Source organism: uncultured Marivita sp., assembly GCF_947488135.1.
In the GTDB taxonomy this organism is placed as follows: Bacteria; Pseudomonadota; Alphaproteobacteria; order Rhodobacterales; family Rhodobacteraceae; genus Marivita.
This window is the reverse complement of the sequence record NZ_CANKYW010000005.1, coordinates 304,461-325,234: the sequence shown is the minus strand read 5'-3', so window position 1 is coordinate 325,234 and position 20,774 is coordinate 304,461. Positions and strand designations below refer to the sequence as shown.

The following is a 20,774-nucleotide window of genomic DNA, read 5'->3' as shown; positions in this document are numbered from 1 at the left end:
TCTACGCGGCTCTGGAAACATCAGACATGGCCGCGTAACTAAGACCAATCAGCCTCCGGAAAACCCGGAGCGGTTCAGTTTGCGTCGTTCACGATGCCGCTCGCCTTGTCTGTCTTCACGACCTGGCGCTCCATGACCCATTCAAGAGCAGGCTTGCCATTCACCACGTAGTCATAGGCTTCGAGCGGGATACCTTGCATGGTGATGTTGGCATTATAGATGACGGTGCTCTTGTCCTTCTCTCGTGCGTTACCACCGAACTTCATTTTGGTGACACGGTAAAAGGCATTTGGGTCTTTGATGACCGCGGTTCGCAGGTCGCCTTGCTTGATCGTTACTGGATAGGGATCGGCGGTTTCGTAGTTCACGTGTAAGTCTCCGAGGGTGCGGCCTGCGCGACTAAACATCCAGAAATCCTCAGCCTTCTTCACGCTTGGGATGCGCGGCAGCTCCTTTCCAAGATTGTCAACATAGCGACGGCGATAATCCTCCGAGTGCAGTATACCATAAACGTAGTAGAACAAGTCCTCTTTGCTGATGACTTGTCCTGGATAAGCGGCTCTAAAATGAGCCAATCCCTGATCCGTAATACAGTCCCTCTCAAGTAGGTCACCCGACGCTTTATCCCCGCTGAACAAATCCACCTCGGAAGCGTTAGCGACGCTGTAAAGCTTCTGGGGAAAACACTGATTAGTGGAAGGCCCCTCACGAGACGGAACTAGGTCGCTCATAAAGCAGCTGAATGGTACAGCCGCACTGACGCCCGTCACCCAAATAGCAAGGTTGTCCTCTTTTCCCATAGGGAAGAATTGCGCAACGCGATACCTATTTTCATTATAGAATGGATCGTAATATAGCCACATCTTGCAAAATGGGCGGTACATAGAGAGTATGACGCAATCTTCAGAGTAAGGAACAAACTTCTCCTTTTTGAAGTTCTCGTTCAGTCGCCACGACCAACTTATCTTCGTCGCGTCTTGGATGTCTTCCTTGTGTGGCCGCTCCAATGCATCTTTGTAGAAATCGATCATGCTACCCATGTTTTCTTGGAGAGCAGCCTTAGAAAAATTGAAGCACCAAGGGTCTCTGTTGCTCTTCACTCCGTTGGAGTAGTCGGAGAATATTGAGTTCGAATCGCTACCCTTTTGCCCCATTGCGATGAAATCGGCAAAACTATCGTCCCGCTGATTGAGCCAGTCATTATGTTCGTCTGGGACTATTTCGTCCCAGAGGTCTTCTGAGGCTAAACCGCGGATACTAATGAAGGATTCTAGCCTTCTAAGCTTTTCGACACGCTTAAGATCGCGTCCAATGTAGTTGTATCTAATCTTACTGCCTATGCTGCGTTTTCCATTTTTTACAAGGATCGTTATGGCGATGCCTGTCATGCTACCAGACCCAAAGACATTTTCGCCTTCTCCAGCAGCTCCTTTCGTCGCCATATTCTTTCGAATATCGCCACCAAGATAGACCACGTGGATAGAGGTGAATTCTTCACTTAGAGCCTTTCTAAATCCATCTGCCGCTTTCGATGTGATCCACCCTCCATTCGAGACGAAGGCGATAACTCCGCTATCTTTAATTCTATCAGTTGCCCATCTAAATGCCCTAAAGTAGTTGTCATACAAACTCCTAGGATTCCCAGATGAATTCTTGACGTAAGAATCCCTAATTGATGAATCCAATCCATCGTATTTTACGTTCTGAGCGTCGTCATTTGCGCTTTTTTGCCCCGCAGAATATGGTGGGTTGCCAACTATCACGCGTATGTCGGTTGCCTTCTGTCGTTTTCGACGTTCCGAGTTGTCTGGCATGTAGTGTGAGATCAGATCGTCGCTTTCGTACATCTGAAATGTGTCCGTCAGGCAGATGCCTTCGAATGGGACATACTCCCCACCCTGGATGCCGTGGTAGACAGCTTCGATATTAATCGCAGCTATGTAATAGGCCAGAAGTACAATTTCGTTGGCGTGAATCTCATTGCGGAACTTGTTCTCCAGCTCTTCGGGCTTGATAAGCCCTGATTGGAGAAGGCGCGTGATGAATGTACCCGTGCCTGTGAAAGGGTCGATGATGTGGACGCCTTCAGAACCAAGGGTCTGCCCAAATTCTTCCTGCAAGACTTCATTCACAGAGTGGATGATAAAGTCCACGATCTCGACGGGGGTGTAGACGATGCCGAGCTTTTCCGTCGTGCGCGGGAACGCCTTACGGAAGAACTTGTCGTACAGTTCGACGATCAGGCGCTGCTTCGCTTGCGGGTCGGTAATGCCCTTCGCGCGCATCTGAACGCTCGCGTAGAACTTTTCGAGGTCTTTGGATTCCTTGTCGAGATTGGCTTCGTTCAGCACGTCCAGAACTCGCTGCATCGCCCGTGATACGGGGTTTTCGCTCGTGAACTGGTGGCCTTCGAACAGCACCTCGAACACGGGGCGCGTGATGATGTGCTGTGCCAACATTTCGATTGCGTCGGCTTCGGTGATGGTATCGTTCAGATCATCGCGAAGCTCTGCCAGGAAGTCATCGAAAGCCTTGCGTGCTGCCGTGTCTGGTTCTTCCAATATTCCTGTCAGCCGCGTGATGTGGTTCTTCGCGATCTCGGCGATGTTGACCGCCCAGTCTTCCCAGTAATCCCGTGTTCCGCACTTCTTCACGATCTTTGCCATGATCGCGCGTGAAAATTCATCGACGGAGAAATGCATCTCTGTCTGCTGCGGCGAGCTGTCCCCGTCTGGCTTGCCTTCTGCACCGCCACCGCTGCCGATCCCCGAACCCGACTTCTTGGCGCGGGTGGGCAACTCCTGCACGGTTGCCGTCACCGCATTGAGTTCAGCGCTGTTCGCGCCCGTGACGCCGATGATCTCGATGTTGCTACTTACGTCCTGACCGAGCGACGCCTTGTTGATCGTGGCATCGAAGCGATCATCGTGAGCGCGCAGAGCGTTCAAAATCTGCCAGACAACGCGGTACTTCTCGTTGTCGCTAAGTGCCTGCTCAGGCGGAACGCCTGCCGGCACGCCAACGGGCAGAATGACGTAACCCATCTTCTTGCCTGGAGCGCGGCGCATTACACGCCCGACAGATTGAACCACGTCGATCTGGCTCTTGCGAGGGTGAAGGAACATGATTGCGTCGAGAGCAGGAACATCGACGCCCTCGGAAAGACAGCGCGCGTTCGTCAGAATGCGGCAGACGTCATCCCCTGCATCAGTCTTGAGCCAGTCCAGAAGCAGGCCGCGCTGCTTCGCGTTGAACGTACCATCAACGTGCTCGATCTCGCAGCGGAGCTGACCTTCGGCGTTGTCATCCTCGTCTTCGAAGAGGGAATCCACACCGAGGAACTCATCGACAACGGCTGAAAACTCGTCGCGGATCAGTTTCGAGCTTCGAATGTCACGACAGAAGGCGAGCGCGCGGCGCATGGGGTGCGGGTCTGCCGCTACATCCACCTTCATGTCCGTCTTTGTCAGTGCTTTGTAGCAACCGACAATCTTTGTGGCGTCATCAAGGACAAGCTCGCTCGCGCCGTCGCCTAGGCGCTTCTGTACGGATGAACTGACAAGCCCTTCGTCCATCGCGAGAACGATGACCTTGTAGTCGGTCAGAAGGTTGTTTTGCACCGCCCACGAGAAACCGCGATAGAAGAGCGTTTTGCCGAACAGAGATTCATCGTCCATCGACGCGAGGACGGCATCTACTTCCTCCGCCTTGGACTTCACATTGTCACCGAAGATGCGCGGCGTAGCGGTCATATAGAGCCGTTTCTTGCCACGGATCACATCATTCGAGTGGACTTTGACGAAGTTGGACTCGTCCTCACCCGCAAGCGTCGCGCCTGTGGTGCGATGCGCCTCATCGCAGATGATAAGGTCAAACGCGGGGAGGCCGTGTTCCTTTTGCGCATCGGCGATCACCTGGATCGACTGATACGTCGCGAAGATGACGTTCATCTTCTCTTTGAGCGGGGTCGAAGCCTTTTCTGCGAGCTTCGCAGCGTCCGTAGTCGCTGGGAATGCCAGATCGAGAACGTCGATCTCGGCAACATCGTCATTGTTCTGGCGGCGCTTGCCGACCTGGGTGTCCGAGCATACCGCAAAAGAGTGCAGCGGCGTTTCGGTATCTGCTGTCCATTCGCGGACAGTCTGCGCCATGAGCGCAAGCGAAGGCACGAGGTACAAGACAAGCTTGCCTTTCCCTGCCAACGCTTCAGTGATCTTCAGGCTTGTGAAGGTCTTGCCCGTCCCGCAAGCCATGATGAGCTTGCCGCGATCAGCTTCAAGAAAGCCCTCGCGCACGGCGGCGAGCGCCTCTTCTTGGTGTTTGCGGAGTTTCTTTTTGTCGTTCAGGACAACCTCGCCGCGCGCGGCGAAAGTGTCCCATCTGATCGGGCTCTCCTGAAGTTCATTCAATCCGATGCGGATCGTCGGAATTGACTGGCCGCGTATCATCGACTCGGCGTTCTCGCTCCACGGCTTTTCCGTCGTGTCGATGATCACGCGGCGCCTGAACGGTTCTTTACCTGAGGCGGAGATGAAGCTGTCGATATCCTCTTTGCGGATTCGATAGCTCGCGTCGTAGAACTTGCATTGAATCGCTGCATAGCCTTCGTCGTCCCGAAGCTTCGCGACGAGATCAATGCCAGTATCGCGACCATCCCAACCTTGCGCCTTCGCCCACTCCGCATAGGGCAACACGCTTTCGTACTGCTCGGCCTGAACAGGATCATTGATCAGAAACGCCGCCGCAAATCGCTCGAAGTATGTCCCTTTGTCCCGCTCGGTTCGCGCGGCATCTCGATATGAGCGGAGTAGAGAAAGAAGCGTTTCGGAAGTGATTTCGGCTTCGTCAGCCAGAATGTTTTCGGCGTGGTCTGTCACTGCGTACCTCGGATGCATTTTCGCCAAGCATAGCAGCCAAGTCTACGAGGCGCATGCGATAATCCGACGATATCCACAACCCCTGCGGGTGAGAAGGCATGTTGTCAGGCGAAGACTAGAAACACCGAGGGCGATCCATAGAGGGCGCTGTCAGGCGGGGTTCGGTGTCGGTGGGGAGGCAATTCCCAAAGTCCGACGAGCTGGGTTTGGGGGTGGTGATAGACCCCCGAGAGTGATCCATCTTCGGTAAGATGGCGGCATCCAATCCGCGCAGGTTTGGTCAGGGTTTCAAGGGGCTCGAAGGCTCTTTGGTCGATGGGAAGGTTCCAAGGAAGGGTAGCGCGAATGCTCCCTTCTTTGGTCTCCATGAAGTGGCCTCAATGGAGTTGTCAGGGGTCTTGGGGGCAGGAACGCCCTCAAAGTCGATGGGTGCAGGGAGAGCGAAGTCTCCCGCGAGTGATTGAACGGCGATACGTTCTGCTGGCTCTGGCTGGGGTCAATCCCCTGACAGAGCCACGGGCTGGGGGATGCAACGGGGGCGCGCAGCGAGCCCCCTTGCCAAGATGGTTTTGTACTACAAAACACATCTTGCGGTTTCGCCTTTCGGCGGCCTTAGGCCTTTGTACTACAAGGATTGTTGCGGCGCACCAATATGCGCCACTTTTGTACTACAGCACCCTCAACTGGCGCTGAGGATGCTGGAAAGACGCGGTTCAACCTTCTCCTTGAGAAGCGCGACAAGCTCGGGATCGCCCCGTTCATACTCGTCGGGGATGTACAGCGTGACGATCCTGCTGTCAGCGGGTCTCTGCTTGTATTTCTTCCTGATCCGCTCGCGGTGGTGGTTCTCCATCGCGAAGATCAGGTCGGCACTGGCGACAAGCTCTTTCGTCAGCGGCCTCGGGGCTTCCGAGTCCGTCCCTGCCGACAGCGCCTCGATGCCAGGAAAATCCCTGAACACATCCTCGGCGGTCGGGCTTCTGAGCTTGTTGGCGGTGCAGACGAACAGAACTTTCATGCGAGGATCATAGCGCAAGATGTTGCGCTGCGGAATCCCGCTTCGTCATTCTTCGGTCGGTTCATCGATACGCACCAATTCTACCTCGTATTCAGGGTGCAGCGGATCGGAGTGCGTCATGTTCTGTGGCCGCCCGATATCGCCGTCAAAACTCAACTCCCCGCGTAACGTCAGGGGATTGTCCGAGATTTTGTACAGGCGGAAGAGCCGCACTTCCAGAACGGTGCGCGTTGCCATGAAATAGCGCGGCACTTCACGGTCAGAATGCCCGAACGCAACAATAACCCCTGCGTCGTTGTTGCGGGGCAGCATATCAGGGAATTCTTCGGTTTCGGGATCGACGGAAAAATTGAAGATGGTTTCTGAAACGAGCAAGGCTTCGTGCTTTGGCATCGGCTTCAGATCGATCACCGCATAAGGGACTCTCGATATCATCGGTTTGACAGGCGGGGCGCTAAACTCGCCCCACTGGTTCAAGCTCATGGTTTCCCTGAAACCGTCATGCCCATGTGCGCGTCTGTCGGTACTGGCAAAAACGCGATAGCGACCGATCAAGCTATCTATCCCTTCTGCCTGTTCCATGCCGCGCGTGAAGAAATGAGCAAGGGTTGCCGCGCTCTGCTCGATCAAAGGCGGCGGCACGCTGCCGAGATAACGGGCAATGGCATCAATGAAGTCATCGGGCTGGCGGTGCTTTCCTTCCAGAAACCGTGAAACGCGCTTTCTGCCTGCATCGAAGTTCAAAGCGAATTTCGTCTTCTTTGTGATGTCATCAGCAAGCCCTTGGGCGGTGAGCTTCATCGCCTCGCCGTACTCCCGCAACGCACGGCGCAGGCGTTCTCTCTCGTCATCGGAATAGTGAAAGTACTGATCTGCCATGCTGCCGTGTCCAAGTTGTGTCCGTGACGATTCTGCAAACTTTGTATCTATGGGAAGCCAGTACATGAACCCGCGTCAACGAACGGAAAGACACGATGGCTGGCAATCAGACGAAAACCAACTCGCCGACAGGTGCATTGCTCCTTGGCGTGTCGTTTATCGCGCTCGGGCATTATGCGCCCGCAATGCTCGGCAGCACGAGCGCGGCGGATGATCTCTATCTTGGGTTCTTCAAGGTCGTGGGAGGCATCGCTGCGCTTGGCGGTGTGGCAGGCTACTACGATGCCTGGCGGCAACGCGAAAAGCGCAAGGCCAGCGAGCAGCCCTCGGGAATCTTCGGCGAAGCCAGGTTCGCCACGCTCGAAGACTGCGAGGGTGCGGGGATGCTCAACCCGCAAGGCCTGTATCTCGGCCTGCTGGATGATCAGCCGATTTTCCACAGCGGCAAGGCGCATCTTCTGACCTGTGCGCCTGCCCGCCAGGGCAAGGGCATCGGCGGTGTCTTCCCGAACCTTCTGCATTACACGGGTTCGGTTGTCGTCACCGATCCCAAGGGCGAACTGGCCGCTGTCACGGCTGCGCATCGCCGTGAGCGTTTCGGGCAGCGCGTGGTCGTCCTGAACCCCTGGGGGCTGCACGGCCTGCCGCAAGACCGCATCAATCCCTTGGAAACCATCATCGAGCTGGCAAGCGACCCTGCGCTTCAGCGCGGCTTGACTGATGAGGTCAAAGCCACCGCGCTTCAGCTCCTGCCCGAACCCGAAGATACGCGGAACTTCTATTTTCGCGAAGGGTCGCGCACCATCCTGCGCGGAACGCTCCTGTACCTTGCGCTCTGTGAACCCAGGCTTTGCACCCTCCCTGAAGCATGGCGCATCATCGCCAATCCCAAGCGGCTTGAACGTGCCGTTGACGCGATGTGCCGCTCTGACGCGCTCGGCGGTCTGCTGGCCGATGTCGGCGACAACCTCGCCGCACAGATCGAAGGCAATGCCGACCAATTTGCCGATTTTCGCGCGGGAGCCGTGCAGGCGCTCGATATCTTCGAGCCTGGCGGCTACCTCGCTGATGCCGTCAGCTTCTCCGATGTCGCCCTTGCCGATCTCAAGCACGGGGATGTCTCGCTGTATCTTGCCTTTCCGCAAGATCGGATTGCCTCGCACGGTGCAGCCCTAGGCCTGATCGTCAACAAAGCCATCACCGCCGTTGCCCGCTCTGAAGAGCGCGGCGAGGTGCTGTTTGTTCTCGATGAGTTTGCGAACATGGGCAGGCTCGCGGGACTCGCCGAAAGCTTGACCGCGCTGCCAGGTCTGGGCGTGCGGGTCTGGATGTTCGTTCAAGAGCTTGCCGAACTCGTCCGCATATACGGTCCTCATACGGCGCGGACGCTGCTTTCGCAGGCCGAAGTCACACAGTTCTTCGCCGTGCAGGACTTCGAGTTGGCCAAAACGCTTTCTCAAGCGCTCGGCCAGAAGACAGTCAAAACACGCAACTACAATCTCGGTCGTCTTGCCACCGATGATATCGGCGAAAGCCTGTCCGAGACAGGCAGGCCACTCATGGCCGCCGATGAAATCAGACTGCTGGCAAGGAACGAACAACTGCTGCTCGTTAACGGCCTGCCGCCGCTAAAGGCGCAGCGCGTTCCCTTCTGGTTCATCGCGCCGTGGGCGGAGTGGGCAAAGGATAACCCCGTTGCTCCGCCATACCCGCAGGAAACGCCAATCGTGCGGCTCAGATACGAACTCGACAAAAGACGGGAAGGAAAAGATCATGAGCAAGTTTGACATCAAGGTTGTGGGAGCCAAGCCGCCTAAACGCCCCGAATGGGCATTCAAGCGGCTATGCCGCAAGCTCGGCAGAGTGATCAAAGCCGTGCTGATCCGCCCGCGCATGATCGTTTTGACGGGCATTGCTGGCTGCTTGCTGTTCGTCGGCACGCCACATGTCGGCTGGGACTACCAGTGCAGGCATCCGATGCGTGGGTTCGACTCCTGCAACTCGGTTTCCTGGTGCGCCTATTACGGCATCCAAGGCCGCCGCGAAGAACGACCTGCATACGGCGAGCGCTGCAAGCTGGTGACGTTCCTGCCGCTGGATTTCAACAAACTGATCGAAGGAGTTCTGAAATGAGCAACTACACATTCGCCCGCGACATGGATGACTACTACTGGAACAAGTTCGAACGGGTTGCCGAATATTTCGGCCACACGAACAAGGATGAATACGCCCTCCACCTATTCGTCCACGCAATCCTGAAAGCCGAAATGTGGATGAATGCCGATCTCTATTCAAAACATGAAGAGATGATCAGCGACCTTGAAGAAGAAGCGCGTCGGGATTGGGATCAATACATCGACAAATTCCAGAATTCGAAAGGGTACTACGATGATGAACTACCCTTCTAAAAACCGCAGAATTTGTAGGGTTACAGCTAAAGGTGGTACAATGAAAATAACTGAAAATAACATTCTTCAGGAGGGCAATGCCATGAAGGATGAGTATAACTCCGCAGGCACTGATCTGCGCGGACGCTTCGGCGCGTCCACAAAACCTGTCGTCCATGTTGACTTTGCACGGTATCAGGAATTTCTTGATAACACAGAGATGACAGAGGCGCAGCGCGAAGAGTTCTTGAAGGCGCTCTGGTCTATTATCGTCGCCTTCATCGACTTGGGCTTCGGCATCCATCCTCTGCAAGAAGTCTGTGGAAAACACCATCAGACAGACGCTCTCAGCCCCAAGGCCGAGTTCAATCGGCTAGGATCAGCACAAGAACAAGATAAACTGGACGTGCGCGGGCTGGTAGCCCGACTGGAGGCGGAATGAATTATCACGAGGACAACAATCAGGAAATCAGCAAAGCAGTGATCTACTGCCGCGTATCGAGTGCAAAGCAAACGGTACGCGGCGACGGCCTGTCTTCGCAAGAGACCCGCTGCCGCGAGTTTGCCAAGTACAAGGGCTACGATGTTGTCGAGGTCTTCCGTGATGATAGTTCAGGAAGCCTCACGACCCGCCCTGGCATGCAAGCGATGCTGTCTTTCCTGAGCGCCAATCGCAAAGAAGCGCATGCCGTCATCATTGATGACATCAGCCGCCTTGCACGCGACCTGATGGCGCATTTCGAGCTTCGGGTGAAGATCGGTGACGCTGGCGGTGTGCTTGTCAGCCCCTCCATCGAGTTCGGCGAAGATTCGGACTCCCAACTCGTGGAAAACCTGCTGGCATCGGTGTCGCAGCACCAGCGCCAGAAGAACGGTGAGCAAACCGTGAACCGTATGCGGGCGCGGGTTCAGAACGGCTATTGGGTTTTTCAGGCACCTGTAGGCTACCGCTACGAGCGCGTAAGCGGCCAAGGCAAGGTACTGGTGCGCGATGAACCCAACGCTTCAATTTTGCAGGAAGCGCTTGAAGGCTTCGCCTCTGGGCGCTTTGAAACGCAAGTCGAGGTGAAACGCTTCTTGGAGCGTCAACCTCCCTTCCCGAAAGATTTGCCTGGTGGAGAGATTCGCAATCAGCGAATCTACGACATGCTGACGCGTGTAATCTATGCGGGCTATGTCGAAGCCCCGAACTGGAACGTGTCGCTTCGCAAGGGTCAGCATGAAGGCCTGATCAGTTTTGAGACATTCGAAAAGATTCAGGCTCGACTGAAAGGCACAGCAAAAGCTCCCGCTCGCAAGGATATCAGCGCCGATTTCCCGCTGCGGGGATTCGTTCTTTGCAGCGATTGCGACAAGCCGCTGACGGCTTGCTGGTCGCAGGGCAAGAAGGAGAAGTATCCGTACTATCTTTGCCCGACGAAGGGCTGCCCGAGCTATCGCAAGTCGATCAAGCGCGATGTACTGGAAGGCGAGTTTGAGGACGTGCTGCGAAGCCTACAGCCTACTGAGGGGCTGTTCGCGCTGGTCAAAGCCATGTTCCGCGATGCGTGGGATATGCGCCTAGCGCAGGCTTCAGAGGCCTCCAATGGGCTGAAGGCGAACATCAAGCAACTGGAAAAGCAAATCGATCAACTGCTGGATCGCATCGTTGATGCGAGCAACAGCTCTGTCGTGACCGCCTATGAAAAGCGGATCGCCAAGCTGGAGCGGGAAAAGGTCTTAGCAGAAGAACAACTCGCCCAAAGTGGCAAGCCTCGGCATACCTTCGAGGAGTCGTTCGAACACGCGATGCGATTCCTCTCAAGTCCTTGGACTATATGGAATAATTCCGATCTTACCCTGAAGAAAACAGTCATAAGACTGGCCTTCGTAGAGCCTTTGCCCTACTGCCGAAATCAGGGACTTCGAACACCTAATTTAGCCTTACCCTTCAAGGCTTTAGGTGACATTTGCGGCAAAAAATGCGAAATGGCGCACCTGAGAGGATTCGAACCTCTGGCCTCTGCCTTCGGAGGCGCTATTGACACCTTTCCTAATTGCGCGATAGGGCGCGACGGAGCACGATAAGATACTGAATATATTTGCATTTCCGTTTCTCTGTTCCGAAGCTTCTATCCAGAAACAGGTCGCAGCTTTCGCCCGTGTGCTTACGTAGTGCTTACGTGAGAAGGCTGCCGGCCGATCGGAAAGGTCTGAATTCGGATGGCAAAACTTACGAAACGTTTCGTCGATGCGGTCGAGATACGCGACAAAGACTATGTCGTATGGGATGATGAGTTGCCTGGCTTCGGGCTGCGCGTATTCGCCTCAGGAAAACGCAGCTACGTGATACAGTATCGTGCAGCCGGTCGCTCGCGGCGCTACGCGATCGGCCTTCATGGAGTCTGGACGCCCGAGACCGCCCGAAGGGAAGCGATGGCGCAGCTCGGCCAGGTCGCTCGCGGTGAGAACCCTGCCGAGAACCGGCAGCTCGACCGCAAAGCGATGACCGTAAAGGAACTGGCCGAGCAATACGTCAAAGCCATGGAAGCCGGGCTAATCATGGGCAAAGGCGGACGCCCAAAGCGACCGTCCACGATTTATACGAACATCGGTGCTTTGAACGGACACATCATCCCCCTGATCGGCCAACGCCGCGTGCGTGACCTCACCAAGGCAGACGTGACGAAGATGATGAACGACGTGATTGCCGGGAAAACGCGTGCTGTCAAAAAGACTGGCAAGAAGCGAGGTGTTTCTATTCTGCGCGGCGGTCGTGGAACGGCAAGCAAATGCGTCGGCCTGACAGGCTCGATGCTCACTTATGCAATTAACATCGGGATCATCGAACACAACGTCGCCCATGGTATTCGAAAGCCGAAAGATCAGGTGCGGGATCGGCGCTTGAGCGATGACGAATACCGCGAGCTTGGCAAGATGCTTCGCGAGGCTGGCGAGGACCATGAACTCGCTCCTACAATCGCTATCACACGGCTTCTCGCGCTCACCGGCTGTCGACGTGGCGAGATACTTGGCCTGAAATGGAGCGAAGTCGATTTTGAGAACAGCTGCCTGCGTCTTGCGGACTCCAAGGAAGGTGCGTCGACAAGACCGATCGGACTACCTGTTATCGAATTGCTCGAAGAACGCCGAAAGGCGATTTCTGGCGACTACGTTTTTCCTGGGACACGAGCGTCACAGACCTTTGGAAGTTTTCCAAACCATTGGAACAGGATCTTTGGCGGACGCAGGATTCCCGACTTCACCGCCCACATTCTTCGGCATAGCTTCGCCAGCACGGCGAATGATCTTGGCTTCACAGAAAGCACAATTGCTGCCCTCGTCGGCCATTCGACGGGATCGATTACGAGCAAGTACGTCCACTCGGTTGACAGCGTCCTCATCATGGCTGCGGATACAATTGCAGGCTATATCCAAGGCCTCCTTGACGGCGTCGAGTTCAGACACACCGCCTACGCTCTGGATCGAGCTGCACGACGCGAGGCCCTGTCGCGGTTCATAGCGCAATCAAGCGCTTAGAAAGGTTTCTATGCTCACCCAGACAAAGATAGCTTCCAGACCGGCCGGGCTGACTGTGGAGGAGAAGTCAGAGCGAGAATTTCGACGCGTGAGCTATCCGTCGCGTTGAGGCCTCTGAATTCTCAACGATGGCGTAAAAAAGAGCAAGAGTTCGGCGGCTTTCGCCGTGACGGGTTTGGAGGTCGAGAGAGAGGCTTTCGGCCGCCCGTCGCGGGAGAAAACCCATGAATACCGAGATAATCGATGCCGGGCGTGATATCAGCGGCGGCTACAAAGTGGATGTGACGCGCGGCACGAATGTGGACCGGGTATCGTCCGAATGGTTCTCGCGGCCGGATGACGAGCGGTATCTGTCGCTCGACGATCTCTTCGCCTCGGTCAAGGGGCGGGCGGAGCGGAGCCGGACGCGGACGGTGGAGAGTGCGGCGATCCGGGTCGAGGCGCATCGCGACAACCCGGAGAAGCTGGGCTTCGTCCTGCCTGGCGCGGATGAGCCAGTTGCGCCGACGCATTGGTCCTTCGGCCAGATCTCGAGCCTCGTCGGCGCGCCCGCGGCCTATCTGCGGCAACTGCCCGCGCCGCTGGCGGGCATCAACCTGCAATACGGTCTGACCAACCACCGGGTCGAGCAGATCAAGACTATGGAAGTCGCGGATGGTCGCACCGAACTGCGCGCCGTGACCGGCCCCGACTACGGCCGCATCTACGACCACGAACTCGTCTCCGCCGTTCAGCGCATCGCGGGCAATGGCACGGGCGACACGCGCTGGAAGGTGCCGGGCGTGCTCGACTGGTCGACGGGGATCTACAACCCGCGCGTGGACGTGACGAAGGAGACGACGACGCTCTACGCCTCCGATCGCGATGTCTTCCTGTTCCTCGTCGACGATCTCAACCCGATCGAGGCGGGGCTGCTGCCCGACGGCTCACCCGACCTCTATTTCCGGGGGTTCTATTGTTGGAACTCGGAGGTAGGCGCCAAGACGCTCGGCATCGCCAGTTTTTACCTGCGCGCGGTCTGCCAGAACCGCAACCTCTGGGGCGTCGAGGACTTCCAGGAGATCACCATCCGGCACTCGAAAAACGCTGCTTCCCGTTTTGCCCACGAGGCCGCCCCGGCGCTCAGCCGCTTCGCCGAGTCCTCGCCCGCGCCCTTTATCGACGGCATCCGCGCGGCGCGGGAGAAGATCGTCGCGCGGTCGGAAGAGGACCGTCAGGACTTCCTCCGCAAGCGCGGGTTCTCGAAGGCGGAGACGGCGCGGATCGTCGAGACGGTGCTGGCCGAGGAAGGCCGCCCGCCGGAAAGCGTGTTCGACTTCGTACAGGGGATCACGGCAGTGGCTCGCTCAAAACCGCAGCAGGATGCGCGGCTGGTCATGGAGGGGAAGGCGAAGGTGTTGTTTAACACGGTGGCGTAGACAATGGCTGCAGGAGGTGGCTTAAGGCAAGAGCCGCCTCCTTGCGATGTTGATGTCAATGAACGCTTTGAACTCTTTGCTGCTGCTCACAAATTTGGAACTTAAAATGTGGAAATCGCAAAACTGTTCGATACAATCGAGACCATGGACTAGAAGTCCGCAAACTGCGAATTGCGGCGAACTCAACTCTTACCGTATTGCATCAACAAAATGGTTTGCCATGTAGGCAACACCGACAATTGCCAAAGAGATTAAATGCCAACAATCGCCTCTTCCGTAGTTCCGCCGCCCAAGTCTTGGGATGAGTTCGAAGATATTACTCTTTCAGCGGCCAAGCTGAGATGGGGCAGTACGGACTTTCAACGCCATGGGCGCACCGGCCAGAAGCAAGACGGTATTGATGTATTTGGACACGATGATGATGACCGCCATATTGGAGTCCAATGTAAGAACACGGTTGGCGGTATCTCGTTCGCCGTGATTGAGGACGAAGTTGCAAACGCCGAGAAATTTGATCCACCGCTTGATCGTGTTTACATCGCGACAACCGCGCCACGCGATGCGCCTCTACAAAGAAAAGTGCGCATTCTTTCGGAGGCTCGCCGCCAAGAAGGAAAGTTTCGCGTTGGTATTCTCTTCTGGGATGATCTTTGCCAAGACCTTGCCACTGACGACGACGTGTTCTTCGCTCACTATCCTCAATTTCGGGGGAAGGTCGACGAAGCCCGGATACATGATCGAGCGCTATATGACCAAATGATTGGCCTCCTGCAAACTGACGGCGTGATAGGTTTTCTAGATAGGAATAATATGGCAGGTTTCTCCTTTCCCCGAGCAAAGTTCGACCCGCTTTGGGAGTTTTTCTATGAGTGGAACCACCCAGAACGAGAGTTTCTTTCGCCCGAATTGGAAGCGCTTCGGAAAGCTCTTTGGGAAAAGACCGACACCTACACGACTCTGCTTGCGACTGAAACTTTCGCTACGGAGATGAGTGCAGACCGACACTGGGTGCCGCCGGAATGGGAGATCGAGCAGCCGGAACGATTTTGGCGCGTCGTTGGCAACTTTCACGATCTTGCTGCAGAGATTGTCAAATTACACGCTGATTTTGTGCGCGTTGGAAAAAAACAATTAATCGCTGGAGTGGATTGAAGGATTGAATTGCCTACCAGAAGCTCCGGTTCGTCCCTCGGAGCCGCCGCTCTGGGTGGTGTGATCATGGCGTCTGGTCCCTTTAGAGGAAGAGGTAGGCCGGGTTTTCCGTGACGGGTTTGGAGGTCGGGAGAGAGGCTCCCGGCTGGCCCGTCGCGGAGATATCCCGATGACCAAGCCACAGAAGATCACCCTCAGCGCCTCGCGCGACATCCCCTTCAACAAGCTCATGCTCAGCCAGTCGAACGTGCGCCACGTCAAGGCGGGCGTGTCGATCGAGGAACTGGCCGAGGACATCGCGCGGCGGACGCTGCTCAGCTCCATCACCGTGCGGCCCGTGCTGGACGAGAGCGGCGCCGAGACCGGCATGTACACGATCCCCGCCGGCGGGCGGCGGTTCCGGGCGCTGGAACTGCTCGTGAAGCAGAAGCGCATGAACAAGACCGCGCTGGTGCCCTGCATCGTGCGCACCGACGGGCTCGCCGAGGAGGACAGCCTCGCCGAGAACGTCCAGCGCGCGCCGCTTCATCCGCTCGACCAGTTCCGCGCCTTCCAGGCGATGCGCGAGAAGGGCCGTACGGAAGAAGAGATCGCCGCGGCCTTCTTCGTCTCCGCCAGCGTGGTCAAGCAGCGGCTGAAGCTCGCCGCGGTCGCGCCGTCGCTGCTCGACGCCTATGCCGAGGAGGAGATGACGCTCGACCAACTCATGGCCTTCACGGTCAACCCTGATCACGCGCGGCAGGAGCAGGTCTGGGAGGCGCTGCAGCGGCACTATTCCCGGCAGCCCTACGAGATACGCCGCATGTTGACCGAGGGTGCGGTGCGGGCGTCGGACAAGCGGGCTCAGTTCGTCGGGACGGGCGATTACGTCGAGGCCGGGGGCGAGATCCTGCGCGATCTGTTCCAGCAGGACGACGGCGGCTGGCTGCAGGATGCCGCCCTGCTCGACGTCATGGTGCGCGAGAAGCTCGCCGAGGAGGCCGAGACGGTGCGCGACGAGGGCTGGAAATGGGTCGAGGTCGATACCGAGTTCCCCTATGGCCACACCTTCGGGATGCGCCGGGTCCATGGCGAGGCGGTGCCGATGACCGACGAGGAGGCTGTCCGCTACGAGGCGCTGAAGGCCGAATACGCAGCGCTCGAGGCCGAGCATGCGGAGGCCGACGAGTTGCCCGACGACGTCGATACCCGGTTGGGCGAGATCGAGGAGGCGATGGAAGCCCTCGAGGCACGTCCGATCCGGTACGAGGCCGACGCTCTCGCTCTGGCCGGAGCTTTCGTCAGCCTCGACAGCTCCGGGCGGCTGCGGGTCGAACGTGGGTACGTGCGGCCCGAAGATGAACCGGCCGAAGAGGTGGAGGACCTCGGCGAGGTCGCATCGGAAATGGTGCCGGAAGAGGACATCGACGACACCGTCGCGTCCACTACGGACGAGGAGGACGAGGATGACGGCCTCAAACCGCTCTCCGACCGCCTCGTCATGGAACTGACGGCCCATCGCACCCTGGCGCTGCGCAATGCACTGGCCGAGGACCCGCAGGTCGCCGTCCTCGCGGCGCTGCACGCGATGGTCCTGCGGCTCTTCTACCGCTACGCCGTCGACAGCTGCGTCGAGATCGAACCGCGCAACGCGGGGTTCGGATCGCAGGTGCCGGGCCTCGTCGACACGGCCTACGCGCAGGCCATCGACCAGCGCCAAGAGACCTGGGCGCGGAACCTGCCGAAAGCGCCAGAAGACCTCTGGGAGGCGCTGACCGAGTTCGACAGCTGCAGCCGCGAGGCGCTCTTCGCCCACTGCGTGTCGATGAGCGTGAATGCTGTCTACGACCCCTGCCAGCGCCGACCGCGCGCCATCGCGCATGCGGATGTGCTGGCCGGGACCGTCGGGCTCGACATGGCCAAAGCGGGCTGGACGGCCACGGGTGACAGCTACCTCGGTCGGGTTACCAAGGCGCGCATCCTCGAGGCCGTGCGCGAGGCGAAAGGCGAAGATGCCGCCGACCGCATCGCGGGGCTGAAGAAACCGGAGATGGTGACCGCTGCAGAGGACCTGCTCGTCAGCACCGGCTGGTTACCCGAGCCGCTGCGCACGCCGCCGCTGCCGGAAGAGGACGCGCCTGAGATCGAGTTGATCGACGACGCCGATGGAGGACCTTCGGACGACGATCCCGACACCGGCGAAGCGCAATCGGCGGAAGACGGCGGCGAACCGGCTATCGCAGACTCCGAGCCTTTGAGCGAAGATGATCCCGTCGCCGGCGACGCCTTCGCCCGAACTGCCGCCGAGTGACCTTCGAGCAGGTCGGAGCTCCTTCCCCCCGAGTTCCGGCAGCCGGGGTCCGCCAGAAATGGCGGACCCCTTTTTCAATCCACGACAGGAGGCACAGAGCATGCACAGCCCCGCCGCCGACATCGCCCGCCGCCTTGCCCAGGATGCCGAGGCCGTCTGCCGACAGTACCTTTCAAACGGACGCAAGCAAGGCCGCTACTGGATCGTAGGCGACGTGCAGAACACGCCGGGCCGCAGTCTTTACGTTCGGCTTTCGGGCCCGACTTCCGGACCCGGCGCGGCTGGCAAGTGGACAGATTCCGCTACCGGGCAGCACGGCGACCTGCTGGATCTGGTCGCCCTCAACATGGGGATTGTCACCCTGAAGGACACGCTGGACGAAGCGCGCCGGTTCCTCAGCCTGCCGCAGACGGACAGGCACCGCGCCGCCAATCCGCCAGCATCTCGCGGTTCACCCGAGGCGGCGCGGCGACTCTGGGCGATGGGCCAGCCGATGTCGGGCACCTTGGCAGAACGCTATCTCGCAGGGCGCGGCCTCACAGGGCTGGGACATCTCGAGAGTCTCCGGTTTCACCCGAAATGCTTTTATTGGCGCGAGGATCACGCGCTGACAGACCCGCCCGAGACGTGGCCCGCCCTGCTCGCCAAGGTGACGGACCTCGATGGACGGCTCACCGGCCTGCACCGCACCTGGCTTGACCCCGCCACTGCGGACAAGGCCCCGGTCATTCCACCGCGCAAGGCGATGGGCAATCTCCTCGGCCATGGTGTTCGCATCGGCAAACCGGTCAGCGTGCTCGCTGCAGGCGAAGGGCTGGAGACCATGCTCTCCCTGCATCTGGCCCTGCCGGAGCTTCCTGTCGTGGCGGCTTTGTCCGCCAACCATCTCGCAGCCCTGCAGCTGCCCGCCGATCTTCGCCGCCTCTACATCGCCGTCGATGCCGACCCGGCAGGCCTGTCCGCCGCGGACCAACTGGCGCATCGGGCCAGACAGGCCGGGATCGACGCGATCCACCTCTCCGCCTGTCTCGGCGATTTCAATGACGATCTGCGGGCCATTGGCCGCGACGCGTTGCGCGCGCATCTGCGTCCGCAACTGGCGCCCGAGGATGCCGTGACCTTCCTCGACCACGCCATCGATTGATCGGAGTCGGCGCAGCCGGCCAGCGCCTCCGCGATCAGAGCCACGCCTTCCGGCCTTCCGAGAGCGGGCAAAACGGAGCAGAGCCCGGACGCGCCCGCAACGGCCACGGCCGTCCTCCGCTGCGCTCCGGTTCCACCCCATCGCGCGGGCGCGACGGGGACCCCTGAGAATGCAGACCCGTCCGGCCCCCGCTTTTCCGTTGCCCGGGAAGGCCGCGAGAGGCGCGGTCTTCGACAACCGGAGACGACATCATGCCCGAGACACACCTTCAAACCCGATCCTCCACCGCCATCGTACTCGAGGAACTGCAGCTATACGGCTGGCGTCCCTTCACGGACGAACCCGATCCCCGCCCCTTGCCGGAACCCGACGCCATTCGCACCGCCGTCGCCGACATTTTCGACGCGCTCGTCTCGACGCTGTCCGACACGCGGTTGGAACCCGACCTCGAAGACCTGCTCTGGTCCACCACGAACCTGTTTCACCGCATGGCGACGCGGACAGGCCGGGATCTCGACAGCAACGAACAGGCGCAGAAACGCGCGCAGCGCGAACAGGACGGCTCCGAGGTCCGCTCGGTCGAACTGGAAACCCTGATCGCGGAGGGCATCACGCTCATCGAGCGGCGCAATGCCTTTGAGGCCATGCGCGATCTCGCGGCCGAGGGCTTCGAGGCGCATCTCGGCCAGACCTGGCACCCGCGCACAGGCAGCCACGTGAACCGGCGCACCCTGACCGCCTCGTTGATCGACAGCCGCGATCACATCGCCGCCAAGCGCCGGGCCGATCTGGAACCGCTGCTGCCGCTGGGCACAAAAATCGCCTTCACCGGCGGGTTGGACTGCACCGATCACACAGCCATCTGGGCGGCGCTCGACCGCGTCCACGCGAAACACGCCGACATGGTCCTGTTGCACGGCGGCGCGCCGCGTGGGGCCGAGCGCATCGCCACTGCCTGGGCCGACAATCGCGCCGTGACGCAGATCGTCTTCAAACCCAACTGGACGCGGCACGGCAAATCGGCCCCCTTCAAGCGCAACGACCAGTTACTCGACACCCTGCCCATCGGCCTCATCGTCTTCCCGGGCTCAGGCATCACGGAAAATCTCGCCGACAAGGCCCGCACGATGGGCATTCCGCTATTCGACTTCCGGCCGAAAGCTGCCCCAAGGGCATGACTGGATTTCCGCCGACGCCCGCCCCGGACCCTCCCGGGGCGGGCCGTTTTCTGCTATGATCTGCCCGTGCCAATGGAGGAGGTGGCGGCGCGATCCTTGTTCTCGAAAGGAGTGCCTCATGTTTTTCTCCACCCTCTTCACGCTGTTCGGCCTCGGTGCCCTCTGCTGGATCCTGTTCAACCTGGCCGTCTACGCCCTGCCCTTCGCGATCGGACTGACCTCGGGCATGTATCTCTATGAAACGGGCCAAGGCATCTCCCTGTCGATCATTGCGGGCCTCTTCATAGGCGGCTTGGTCGCCGCTCTGGGGGAATTCGCCTTCGACCGCATCCGCTCCATCCCCATCAAACTTGCCATCGGTCTGATCTACGCGATCCCTGCCGGGATCGCCGGGTTTCATGCCGCAAAAGGCCTTGCTGAATTCGGCAGCGCGGGCACCGTCACCATCACCTTCTTGTCCTGTTTAGGCGCGCTGGTTGTGGGCGGGACCGCTTGGGCGCGGGTGTCGGGCTGGTCCGAGGTCAACGCCATGTCCGACCCGCATCCGCACAGGTCTTTCGAAGAATACTGAACGCCCTGTGAAGCTTGCGCCGCTGCGTGCTGTCCGCCACATCGTCAGCGTGCCCCGCAACCGATTGAGGCAACAGGACTCGATCCTCGCCGTCACCGTAGCATCGCGGTTGTGCAGGACCTGCTGAGTAAGGCCAGATCGCCGAGACCCACGTCATGACTCATGGCCCCGGTCGCGCATACACCTGGATCGACGGCATACCGATCATCACGGCAGGCAAGCACAGACACGGCGAGAGGGGGCAATCCCGGAGGAGCGAGGCAAGTCCGGGACATGCACCGTTTCCGCCTGTACGCCGCAACCTGTCTTTGCACGACGCATGCTGCCGGGATCTTGCGCGG

15 protein-coding genes are annotated in these 20,774 nt (G+C 58.7%); 12 read left to right on the top strand and 3 right to left on the bottom strand.

Annotation, left to right across the window (positions count from 1 at the left end; translation table 11 throughout):
* Positions 1-74: 74 nt before the first annotated feature.
* The 3 genes from Q1B16_RS15800 to Q1B16_RS15790 form a co-directional block, all read right to left on the bottom strand.
* Positions 75-4,877, bottom strand: coding sequence for a type ISP restriction/modification enzyme (locus Q1B16_RS15800; protein WP_299790829.1), 4,803 nt, complete (start codon positions 4,875-4,877; stop codon positions 75-77).
* Positions 4,878-5,556: 679 nt separating this feature from the next.
* The gene (locus Q1B16_RS15795) at positions 5,557-5,895 is read right to left on the bottom strand and encodes a hypothetical protein (protein WP_299790826.1); all 339 of its coding nucleotides are present in this window, start codon (positions 5,893-5,895) and stop codon (positions 5,557-5,559) included.
* A 45-nt stretch (positions 5,896-5,940) separates the two neighbouring features.
* Positions 5,941-6,774, bottom strand: a complete 834-nt coding sequence (locus Q1B16_RS15790) for a hypothetical protein (RefSeq protein WP_299790823.1) — start codon at positions 6,772-6,774, stop codon at positions 5,941-5,943.
* Positions 6,775-6,869: 95 nt separating this feature from the next.
* Here Q1B16_RS15790 and Q1B16_RS15785 point away from each other — a divergent pair, with 95 nt between their 5' ends.
* From Q1B16_RS15785 to Q1B16_RS15730, 12 genes are all read left to right on the top strand, one after another.
* Positions 6,870-8,561 (top strand): type IV secretory system conjugative DNA transfer family protein, encoded by a 1,692-nt coding sequence (locus Q1B16_RS15785; RefSeq protein WP_299790820.1) that lies wholly within the window; start codon positions 6,870-6,872, stop codon positions 8,559-8,561.
* Complete coding sequence (locus Q1B16_RS15780) at positions 8,548-8,907, top strand: hypothetical protein (protein WP_299790818.1); 360 nt, start codon at positions 8,548-8,550, stop codon at positions 8,905-8,907. Before Q1B16_RS15785 ends, Q1B16_RS15780 begins: the two co-directional genes overlap by 14 nt.
* The gene (locus Q1B16_RS15775) at positions 8,904-9,182 is read left to right on the top strand and encodes a hypothetical protein (protein WP_299790816.1); all 279 of its coding nucleotides are present in this window, start codon (positions 8,904-8,906) and stop codon (positions 9,180-9,182) included. The genes Q1B16_RS15780 and Q1B16_RS15775 overlap by 4 nt, the downstream gene beginning before the upstream one ends.
* A complete protein-coding gene (locus Q1B16_RS15770) occupies positions 9,163-9,603 on the top strand; it encodes a hypothetical protein (RefSeq protein WP_299790813.1) in 441 nt (146 codons plus the stop codon). Before Q1B16_RS15775 ends, Q1B16_RS15770 begins: the two co-directional genes overlap by 20 nt.
* The gene (locus Q1B16_RS15765; RefSeq protein ID WP_299790810.1) at positions 9,600-11,228 is read left to right on the top strand and encodes a recombinase family protein; all 1,629 of its coding nucleotides are present in this window, start codon (positions 9,600-9,602) and stop codon (positions 11,226-11,228) included. Before Q1B16_RS15770 ends, Q1B16_RS15765 begins: the two co-directional genes overlap by 4 nt.
* A 135-nt stretch (positions 11,229-11,363) precedes the next feature.
* A complete protein-coding gene (locus Q1B16_RS15760) occupies positions 11,364-12,680 on the top strand; it encodes a site-specific integrase (RefSeq protein ID WP_299790807.1) in 1,317 nt (438 codons plus the stop codon).
* A gap of 224 nt (positions 12,681-12,904) precedes the next feature.
* Positions 12,905-14,098, top strand: a complete 1,194-nt coding sequence (locus Q1B16_RS15755; RefSeq protein ID WP_299790804.1) for a DUF932 domain-containing protein — start codon at positions 12,905-12,907, stop codon at positions 14,096-14,098.
* Between the two features lie 255 nt (positions 14,099-14,353).
* A complete protein-coding gene (locus tag Q1B16_RS15750) occupies positions 14,354-15,250 on the top strand; it encodes a hypothetical protein (protein WP_299790801.1) in 897 nt (298 codons plus the stop codon).
* A gap of 169 nt (positions 15,251-15,419) precedes the next feature.
* Positions 15,420-17,540, top strand: coding sequence for a ParB N-terminal domain-containing protein (locus tag Q1B16_RS15745; RefSeq protein WP_299790798.1), 2,121 nt, complete (start codon positions 15,420-15,422; stop codon positions 17,538-17,540).
* A gap of 100 nt (positions 17,541-17,640) precedes the next feature.
* Entirely contained in the window at positions 17,641-18,684 is a 1,044-nt protein-coding gene (locus Q1B16_RS15740; RefSeq protein ID WP_299790795.1) for a toprim domain-containing protein, read from the top strand.
* A gap of 251 nt (positions 18,685-18,935) precedes the next feature.
* A complete protein-coding gene (locus Q1B16_RS15735; protein WP_299790792.1) occupies positions 18,936-19,862 on the top strand; it encodes a DUF2493 domain-containing protein in 927 nt (308 codons plus the stop codon).
* Between the two features lie 118 nt (positions 19,863-19,980).
* Positions 19,981-20,433 carry a hypothetical protein gene (locus tag Q1B16_RS15730; protein ID WP_299790789.1) on the top strand — a complete coding sequence of 151 codons (453 nt, stop codon included), beginning with the start codon at positions 19,981-19,983 and terminating at the stop codon, positions 20,431-20,433.
* Positions 20,434-20,774: the final 341 nt, after the last annotated feature.

Coding starts and splice junctions, on each gene's coding strand:
- Q1B16_RS15775 (WP_299790816.1), top strand. CDS start 8,904: ATGAGCAACTACACATTCGCCCGCGACATGGATGACTACTACTGGAAC.
- Q1B16_RS15745 (WP_299790798.1), top strand. CDS start 15,420: ATGACCAAGCCACAGAAGATCACCCTCAGCGCCTCGCGCGACATCCCC.
- Q1B16_RS15735 (WP_299790792.1), top strand. CDS start 18,936: ATGCCCGAGACACACCTTCAAACCCGATCCTCCACCGCCATCGTACTC.
- Q1B16_RS15795 (WP_299790826.1), bottom strand. CDS start 5,895: ATGAAAGTTCTGTTCGTCTGCACCGCCAACAAGCTCAGAAGCCCGACC.
- Q1B16_RS15765 (WP_299790810.1), top strand. CDS start 9,600: ATGAATTATCACGAGGACAACAATCAGGAAATCAGCAAAGCAGTGATC.
- Q1B16_RS15730 (WP_299790789.1), top strand. CDS start 19,981: ATGTTTTTCTCCACCCTCTTCACGCTGTTCGGCCTCGGTGCCCTCTGC.
- Q1B16_RS15780 (WP_299790818.1), top strand. CDS start 8,548: ATGAGCAAGTTTGACATCAAGGTTGTGGGAGCCAAGCCGCCTAAACGC.
- Q1B16_RS15790 (WP_299790823.1), bottom strand. CDS start 6,774: ATGGCAGATCAGTACTTTCACTATTCCGATGACGAGAGAGAACGCCTG.
- Q1B16_RS15785 (WP_299790820.1), top strand. CDS start 6,870: ATGGCTGGCAATCAGACGAAAACCAACTCGCCGACAGGTGCATTGCTC.
- Q1B16_RS15740 (WP_299790795.1), top strand. CDS start 17,641: ATGCACAGCCCCGCCGCCGACATCGCCCGCCGCCTTGCCCAGGATGCC.
- Q1B16_RS15760 (WP_299790807.1), top strand. CDS start 11,364: ATGGCAAAACTTACGAAACGTTTCGTCGATGCGGTCGAGATACGCGAC.
- Q1B16_RS15750 (WP_299790801.1), top strand. CDS start 14,354: ATGCCAACAATCGCCTCTTCCGTAGTTCCGCCGCCCAAGTCTTGGGAT.
- Q1B16_RS15770 (WP_299790813.1), top strand. CDS start 9,163: ATGATGAACTACCCTTCTAAAAACCGCAGAATTTGTAGGGTTACAGCT.
- Q1B16_RS15755 (WP_299790804.1), top strand. CDS start 12,905: ATGAATACCGAGATAATCGATGCCGGGCGTGATATCAGCGGCGGCTAC.